Annotated in this window: 6 protein-coding genes and 1 tRNA gene; 2 read left to right on the top strand and 5 right to left on the bottom strand. The window is 49.7% G+C overall.

Annotated features, from left to right (window positions below):
- The first annotated feature begins 100 nt into the window (after window positions 1-100).
- Window positions 101-187, top strand: a tRNA-Leu gene (locus tag ABF463_RS04055).
- A gap of 187 nt (window positions 188-374) precedes the next feature.
- Here the strand turns inward: ABF463_RS04055 and ABF463_RS04060 are convergent.
- From ABF463_RS04060 to allE, 3 genes are read right to left on the bottom strand one after another with little or no spacing between them, the layout of a single operon-like run.
- Entirely contained in the window at window positions 375-1,319 is a 945-nt protein-coding gene (locus ABF463_RS04060; protein WP_415532273.1) for a 2-hydroxyacid dehydrogenase, read from the bottom strand.
- A 22-nt stretch (window positions 1,320-1,341) separates the two neighbouring features.
- Window positions 1,342-2,586: a Zn-dependent hydrolase gene (locus tag ABF463_RS04065; RefSeq protein ID WP_415532274.1), complete on the bottom strand. Its 1,245-nt coding sequence runs from the start codon at window positions 2,584-2,586 to the stop codon at window positions 1,342-1,344.
- Between the two features lie 14 nt (window positions 2,587-2,600).
- Complete coding sequence (allE, locus tag ABF463_RS04070; protein ID WP_415532275.1) at window positions 2,601-3,365, bottom strand: (S)-ureidoglycine aminohydrolase; 765 nt, start codon at window positions 3,363-3,365, stop codon at window positions 2,601-2,603.
- A gap of 274 nt (window positions 3,366-3,639) precedes the next feature.
- On the opposite strand from allE, the gene ABF463_RS04075 reads away from it, so the two are divergent.
- On the top strand, window positions 3,640-5,307 hold the full coding sequence (locus tag ABF463_RS04075) for a PucR family transcriptional regulator (RefSeq protein WP_415532276.1): 1,668 nt from the start codon (window positions 3,640-3,642) through the stop codon (window positions 5,305-5,307).
- Window positions 5,308-5,376: 69 nt separating this feature from the next.
- Here ABF463_RS04075 and ABF463_RS04080 read toward each other — a convergent pair whose 3' ends face one another.
- Together ABF463_RS04080 and ABF463_RS04085 are read right to left on the bottom strand one after the other, a co-directional pair.
- Window positions 5,377-6,615 carry a M20 family metallo-hydrolase gene (locus ABF463_RS04080; protein ID WP_415532277.1) on the bottom strand — a complete coding sequence of 413 codons (1,239 nt, stop codon included), beginning with the start codon at window positions 6,613-6,615 and terminating at the stop codon, window positions 5,377-5,379.
- Window positions 6,616-6,649: 34 nt separating this feature from the next.
- Window positions 6,650-7,921, bottom strand: coding sequence for a dicarboxylate/amino acid:cation symporter (locus tag ABF463_RS04085; RefSeq protein ID WP_415532278.1), 1,272 nt, complete (start codon window positions 7,919-7,921; stop codon window positions 6,650-6,652).
- Window positions 7,922-8,378: the final 457 nt, after the last annotated feature.

Here is an 8,378-nt window from a genome sequence, read left to right on the forward strand (position 1 = left end):
GCCTTATATCGTCCGGTCCTCTCCCTTTTACTACTAAACATGAACAGGAATACTTGCGGTTTCCCTCCAAATATGCTATGATAAAATCCGCTTTTATTTTGCCGCTGTGGTGGAATCGGTAGACACAAGGGACTTAAAATCCCTCGATGGAAACATTGTACGAGTTCAAGTCTCGTCAGCGGCACCAAACACACATAATCCGAACCCGTTTCCGATAGAGAGAGGGCTCGGATTTCTCTTCTGGATGAAAGTCATTGAAAAAATAGGTGCAAAGACCAAAAGCAGCCGTTACAAGATCAGTAACGGCTGCTTTTGCAATATCATAAAAAACACTGTGATATAGTATGTGCTATTCCTCGCTTGGGTATGAGTTCTTATTTCACCAGGTTTTCCGGATGCCCTTCCAGATACGACTTGAGATTGGAACCAACGATTTCAGCACGTTTATACATAGATTCAAATGTTGCAAAACCAACATGTGGAGTGAGGATGCAGTTTTTTGCACCAATGAGTGGATGGGATGGGTCAATCGGCGGTTCCTTTTCGAATACGTCGATACCTGCACCCGCTATTTTTCCGTTGTTAAGTGCCTCGGCCAGTGCTGCGCTGTCGACAATTGGTCCGCGCGCCGTGTTAATCAAAACAGCATTCGTTTTCATCAACGCAATCTTTTCTTTACCGATCATTCCAACAGTAGACGCGTTCTGCGGCACGTGCAGTGATACAATGTCACAGGTCTTCAGCAGCACATCCAGGTCGGTGAACATCACGCCATCCACCTGTTTTACCGTGCGGCTGTGCGCATATACCTCACAACCAAACGCCTGTGCAATTTTAGCCACGCGCAGCCCAATGGCACCCGCGCCTATAATCCCAAACTTTTTTCCTTCCAATTCAGGGCCGACCAGACCGGCTTTGGTGCCTGCGCGGCGCACAGCCTCGTTGCAAGGGATGATATTGCGATAGAGCCCAATGAGGAGTCCAAACACCAGGTCGGCTACAGCAGCCGTGGAATAACCGGCGCAATTGGAAACCTGAATGCCCCGTTGCCGGCAATAGTCCATGTCAACATGGTCGTAACCGGTGAAAGCAACGCAGATATATTTCAATTTAGGGCAATGTTCCATAACCTGCCGCGGATATTTGAAGTTGGAAAGCACGACAGCATCCGCATCCCTGCTGCGCTCAATCAGCGTTTCCGTGTCTTCCTTACGGGTATCATAATATTGTATTTCTACGTCTGCGCCGACTGCTTCCTGCATCATATGTACCAATGTGTCACCGGGAACACCCAGCGGTTCTAAAATAGTGATTTTCATAAACAACTCTCCTTTTTCCAATTTACTCGTTTGCAAGCTTTATCAACGTGTCGGACAGGACATCCACGCCACGTGCGATATCTGCAAAATCCGTCCATTCATCTTTACTGTGGCTGATGCCATCTTTACTGGGCACAAACAGCATGGCCACCGGGGCAAATCGGCCGACAAACAGGCTGTCATGATACGGCCCACTGATCAAATCCAGATAAGGCAGATTTTGCTCCCGGCAGCTTTGCCGCAGCAATTCGGCAATACGGGCATCACACCGCAGTGGGATATCGTGATTTTGGAGTTCCAACTCAATCCTCACGCCGCGTTTTTCCTGAATGTTTTGCACTTCCTGCTTTAACCGTTTAATCAGGATCTCCTTAGATTCCATGTCGATGGAACGGATGTCGATGGAAAATGCAACAGAACCCGGAATAATATTGACCGCGTTTGGCTCCACATCCACTTTGCCGACAGTAGCCGTCACATATTCCCCTTCGCTTTCCTGCGCCAGACGCTCCAGCGCAAGCGTCACATCACTGGCCGCCGCAAATGCATCATGGCGGTCCTTCATGGAGGTGCCCCCAGCGTGGGACTGAATGCCCTTTACTTGTGCATTAAAGATGGTCGGCGCGCAGATACCCTTTACGATGCCAAGCGGCACCTTTCTTTTATAAAGCATGGAATTCTGCTCAATGTGCAGTTCCAGCGCGGCATAGACGTCTCGCGGACTCCGACGGACACTATCATAGCGGGAATGGTCGTATCCGAGTGCCCCCAAAACATCATACAGGCTTTGCCCCTGTTCGTCAAAAAGGTTTTTTGTTTCTTCCAGTGTCAGCACACCGGCCATTGCCCGGCTGCCCAGGCAGGACAGACCAAAGCGTGTCGGCTCTTCGGAGGTGTAGACTACAACCGTCAGGTTCCGTTTGTGAGGCACACCTGCCGCACGGATGAGACGCAGCGCTTCCATTCCGCTCACGATGCCTGCCATACCGTCAAACATACCGGCATGAGGCACTGTGTCTATGTGGGACCCCGTCCATACAGCGGGAAGAGCCGGGTCGCTGCCTTCCAGAACCCCAAAAATATTGCCAATGGCATCTTCCTGCACCTGCAGCCCCAGCTTTAACATTTCATCTTTAATGTAAGCACGCGAGGCCAGTTCCGGCTCCGTAAACAGGACGCGGGTCGTCCCTGCTCCCGATGTCGAGTTAAACCGGTCAATGCCCTCCAGCCAATGCTGAATTCGATTTTGATCCGCTTTTTCTATCATGTTTCCCTCCGACATTATAAGGCGACATCCCTGTTGCAGTCTTTGGAATAAATATAGGCGAACAACTCACGGCCAACACCATATGCACACTGCGGCACATAGGGGCCAAACCACATAAAGTCGTCCTTTTTAATGCCCAGCCAGCGGTCTTCCATATAGTACATACCCTCGCCGCTGAGGACATAGGCGCCATGCTCCTGCACATGCGTCTCCACGATTGGATGGCAGCCCCCCGGTTGGAACGCCAGAATATGCATGTTCATATCAAAGCCGATATCTGTGGGCAGCAGGTCTTTAATGAAAACATTGTCCATCTCGTCATAGATTTTGTATTTAATGGCATTGACATTGCCCCAGACAGTGGTTGCAGCATGACCGGCCAGCGGAATATACCGCTGTTTGTATAACAGCAGGTTGGCCTCCTGCTCTCCATCATTGTGGAATGCGATGCCTTCGCCGGTCGGTGCAAACACATAACCGCCATCGGTCAGCTGCTTGTTTTCGTCCCCGACGGTAACGGAAAGCGTGCCGCTGATGCAGAAAAGAAAACTCTCAACGCCTTCTTCCGCCGCCCATTTGCTTTCGGTGCCGCCGCTAGGGGTTGCCTGCACCACATACTGCACAAAACCGGCTCCCATTTTGGGGGACGCAACAATACTGACCCGGCATCCGTTGATACCGGGAATCACATTATTGACCAAACCGTCCTTCGGAATAACCGCCCATAAGTTCGGTTTTACAACAGCACGGGATGACAGCAAATCTACAGGATAACTCATGGTTCTATATACCTCTTTTCATTGATTGGTTCCGCAATGTTATTTTAGCATCGTGCGGCAATGGTTTCAACGCATGTATTTGGGCACTTTTTTTCATTCTTTTTTTCTCAGAAACGATCCGTTGGCTTGAATACTGTGTTTACAGACCCATCTCCGCCGATTATCCAAACGGATTGTATTTTGATTGTGCATGTTTTATAATAGTCCAAAGAAATTTCATGCATGAAAATGTCGTCTGTCTGCCACCCGACCCAACAACAGGAGAAAATACCATATGGAGATTTCCATTCAATGGCTGATGCAGCAGAATCTGTTCAAGGGCGCGCAATACATAGCCGGAAAGAGCGGCGCCGGCCGCCTCATTAAAAGCATTAACATTATGGACAACCCCGATACCGTACCCTGGCTGAAACAGGATGAACTGATTCTATCCACCGGTTACCTGTTCACCTCCACCGACCTTTACCGGCACATCATTGCCGATTTGGATGAGCGGGGATGCTGCGGGCTCGCCATCAAAATGAGCCGCTATATCGATAAACTGCCCAAAGAGATGCTCGACCAGGCCAACGCGCTCGAATTTCCAATAATACCTGTTTCATTTGAGCTTTCCATGGAACAAATCGTCAATCTGGTATACCGGAAGCTATTTGAAGATGAAATGAGCGCCTCGCAGCACATCGCTTCCATTTATAAAAGCACCATCGAATCCGTCATGAAAAAGAAAAACTTTCTGGCTGTGCTGAAAAACCTTTCAGATGCCATGAACATTCCGGTTTTTCTGGCGACCAGTCATTTTGAAATCATTGAATACAGTTTTCCCGGCACATTCAAGCAGCCTTTTCCGTTTCCTTACAGCAAAGACATGAACACGCTGTTTTCCGAAAGCGACACGCTACACCTGCAAGAGGAATACCGACGCAATCCCGTCCCCATGTTTAATCACCATATCAAACTCGATGGTTATGAGCACCATTATCAAATTTTCCCTATCACCCAAAGGAAACGCTTGCTTGGTTACCTGGTCTGTCTGGGAAACGGGCAGCCCTTTACCTCGTTTGAATATGAACTGATTGACAATATCCAGTCCATCCTGTCATTTGTGCTGATGAGCAGCAATTTGATGGCGGTCAGTCTCCGTTCAAACCAAGATCTTTTCTATTCCCAAATCCTCTCCGGCACACTAGGCTCCGAAATGGAAATCCGCCTGCTCTGTCAGCAATATGGCTTTGATTATCTGTCCGGCCGCATCTGCGTGACCTTAAAAATTAGTGGTTATGAACCGTTATCCGTTGCACAGCGCCGCGCATTTGAACGCAAAATCTGGAACATTCTATTACCCGTTCTAAACGAGGCAAAAGTGGATTACAGCAACACGGTGTACGGCGCCGGTTTTGTTCTTTTTCTGCGGACAAAAGAACCTTCTCCCCGGAATAAAGCGCCTGCCGCCGCAATCAGTCTGGTTCAAACGATGCTCAAAAGGCTGACACAAGCGGGCATTTCGGCATACGCCGGCATATCCCGGCGGCTTGAAGGCGCTACAACCATCCATACGGCCTATACGCAGTCGCTAAGCGCATTGGAACTGGGACAGAAGCTGCACCCGAAGACAAAAGTGTTTTCCTATGATACCGATTGGATTTACCACATTATTTCCGCCAATTTTTCACACACTTATCTGGCTGACCTGTATAATGATCTGCTCAAACCGCTCGAAGATTACGATGTCAAAAACAACGCGGAATTGATGAAAACCCTGCATGAATTTCTAAGCTGCGGACAAAACGTGACGCACGCGGCAAAGATTTTATTTATCCACCGGAACACCATGATGTACCGCCTCGACCAGATTCGAAGTCTGATTGATATCAATTACGACAACCCCGATGATCGGTTTGCCATGCATCTGGGGTTTTATATCCGCAAGATGCTTTCGCTGTGAGCCATGCAACCGGTTCCCAGTTCCGGAAGCTCCGGTCATCAAGCGTGTGCCAATCAAGCGATCTACAGCTCACTGCATTGCAAGAACCAAGTCATAGAGAACATGCACCGCTTTGGCAATATCCGCATACTCTGTCCACTCGGCCGGGCAGTGGCTTCGTCCATCTTTACTGGGTACGAAAAGCATGACTGTATCCAGCACTTGTCCAATCGCCAGCGCATCATGTCCCGCACCGGAAATCATGCGGCGAAAACGATAACCGTGTGTCTGACAGCTCTGCTCAAGCAGATCAAGCATGGAGGTGCTCAAATCCACAGGGGCAACATCCAGCTTGCAATCCATATCCCAGCTGACGCCATCCCGTGAACAAGCGGTATTCAGCGCTGCGCGGAGTTTGGAGACAACGGTATCAATATGTGTCTGACAACGTGAACGCACATCAACGGAAAACTGCACCTCACCGGCAATAATGTTCATCCCTCCCGGCACAGCCCGGCAGTAGCCGGTGGTAGCGACCGTACCGTCGCCTTCTGCCCGCGCCCAGTCCGGCAGCTGCGCGATTACTTTCGCCGCGGCCTCCATCGCATCGGCACGCATGTCCATCGGCGTCGTCCCCGCATGATCCGCACGCCCATGCACTGTAATCACATAACGCTGGATACCCACGATGCATTCGACCAGCCCGATTTCCTCGTGATTCTGGTCAAGTACGGGCCCTTGCTCAATATGCATCTCGATAAACGCAGCGATTTTGGAAAGATCCTGCCGGGCCTCCCCAATTTTTTCCGGTACCAGTCCATAGGTTTTCATCGCATCGTAAACGGAAACATCATCTTTGTCCCGAAAATGATGCAAATCCTCCTGTGTGATCTGCCCCAACATGGCTTTGGAACCGAAATATCCCGTGCCGAACCGCATCCCCTCTTCATCACAAAAAGCAACGACGGCAAGGGTCCGCTTCAACCGTACGCCGTTCTGTTTCAACAGGCGGGCAAGCAGGATACCGACGGCAATGCCTGCCTGTCCATCAAAATTGCCCCCGTTCTGCACGGTATCGTAATGGGAACCAACCGCCAGCGCAGGCAAAGCGGTGTCCTCACCCGGAAACACGCCGATTATATTTCCAGCCGCATCCTCGCGCACATCCAGCCCTGCCTCCACCATCCGCCCTCGGATACAATCGGCGGCACGGCGGGCTTCCTGTGTAAAGGGAAGACGGGTACATCCATTCCCTGGGGTAGCGTTGAATGCCGCCCATTCTTCCAGCAGCACACGCAGCTGATCTGCAATATTTTCTGAAGTTTCCATTTTGCTGCTCCTATTCATATTTTACACAGCGCTGTCAAGCCTGCGCATATTCCACGGTCTTTTTTTCATTGTAGACATCGCGATCGAGTTCTCCCAAATCGTTGGAAACCAACATGGACACCATAACGTCCACATCCACATTCATAACCGTGCGGAACATGCCCGAGAACCAATCAATGCCAATTAGCACAGCAATGCTTTCGATTGGCAGACCCAGCGAAGTGGCCAAGAACGTGTAGACGATGACCATACCGCCAGGCACGACGATAGTGCCCATGCACATCAGGCAGGAAAGCAGAATGGCCATAACCAGCTGGTAGGCGGAGAGATGGATACCCGTAGATTGGCTCATAAACAGGATGGCGGCCACATAGCATTGCACGGCGCCGTTGCTGCACATGGCCATGGTGATGGGACCCGTAAAATCCGCAACCTTACGGCTGACGCCAAACTTTGTAACAGAGTCTTCAATCTTGGTTGGCAGACAGATTGCGGAAGAGGTCGTCGTAAGTGCCATGATAGACATCTTGGCATATTTTCCGACCATCTTTAATGGATTGATCTTGCAAATCAATCCGGTCAGCGGCCCATAAACCAGGAACTGGATAATGTCGCCGATGAGCAGCAAAAGCAAAAACTTGGACATGGGGATAACGACTTTGAATCCGATGGCGCCCGAAACATTGGCCAGCAGGCAGAAAACACCGATGGGAGCAATTTTCATCACAATTTTAATGATGTTCATAATCACCGCATTGAACCCCTCGACGACTTCGTTCACAATCGTTTTGCCGCTATGCCGTGCATAGCTGCCCATGGCCACGCCAAACAAAATGGCAAACAGAATGCAGGGCACCATTGTGCCGCTGGACATCGCATTCAAAACATTAGTGGGAACAAAGCCCAACAGAATATCTGTCCACTTAGTCGGCATTTGGGCTGCCGTCTTTGCAACGACTGTGCCGCCAATTCTAATACCACTGCCCGGTTGAATAAAAGTTGCCAACCCCAGGCCAAGGAATGCGGACACAAGTGTCAACAGAATCGTCCATTTGAATGTATGGAGCCCCATTTTACCGGCGCCCTTGTTACTCACATTGCCAATGGCCGATGAAACCGAGGTCATTACCAGCAGCACTACGGACATCTGAATGAGCCGGATAAAAATGTCTCCGAACACTTTCAGGTTGGCGGCCCATGGACCTACTAAGGACCCGAACACAATTCCTCCCACGGTTGCGACAAGGATCTGTGTCGTAAGCGAAAATAATTTTCTGGTCTTCTTCTTTTCTCTGACAGCGGTCATTGGAGATTCTCCTTCTCAACTCTCTGCGTTTAACGAATAAGGGGGCAGCTACGGATCGATACAGCCATGGAAACGATTGCGGCTTTCTCCTTTGGCAGTAAAACAAAAAACAAGGGCGTGCAAATCATTTCATGATTCGTACGCCCTTGTACTTCAATATGTGCTTATGGTAGCATCTCGAAAAAGCAATGTCAATGTGCATGTTTTAAACAAAAAAACACACTTACAAGCTGTTACTCCAATACCGATTTGCTCTGTTCAATCTGTGAAACCGCCTATTTATCAGCATTTTTTATTTTATCAAAAAACCAGCACGATATCTTTCCGATTATCCCATTGTGCAATGTGCATGATGGGTATCTTTCATTTTCAGGCACCCATTCCCGGTTGAGTGGGTCGGCCGACAGTCCCTTGGCAGCCTCCGTACCTGATTGACATCCACACTAATATGTGATAC

Origin of the sequence: Ethanoligenens sp. (assembly GCF_047718355.1) — a bacterium.
Lineage (GTDB): Bacteria > Bacillota > Clostridia > Oscillospirales > Ethanoligenentaceae > Ethanoligenens.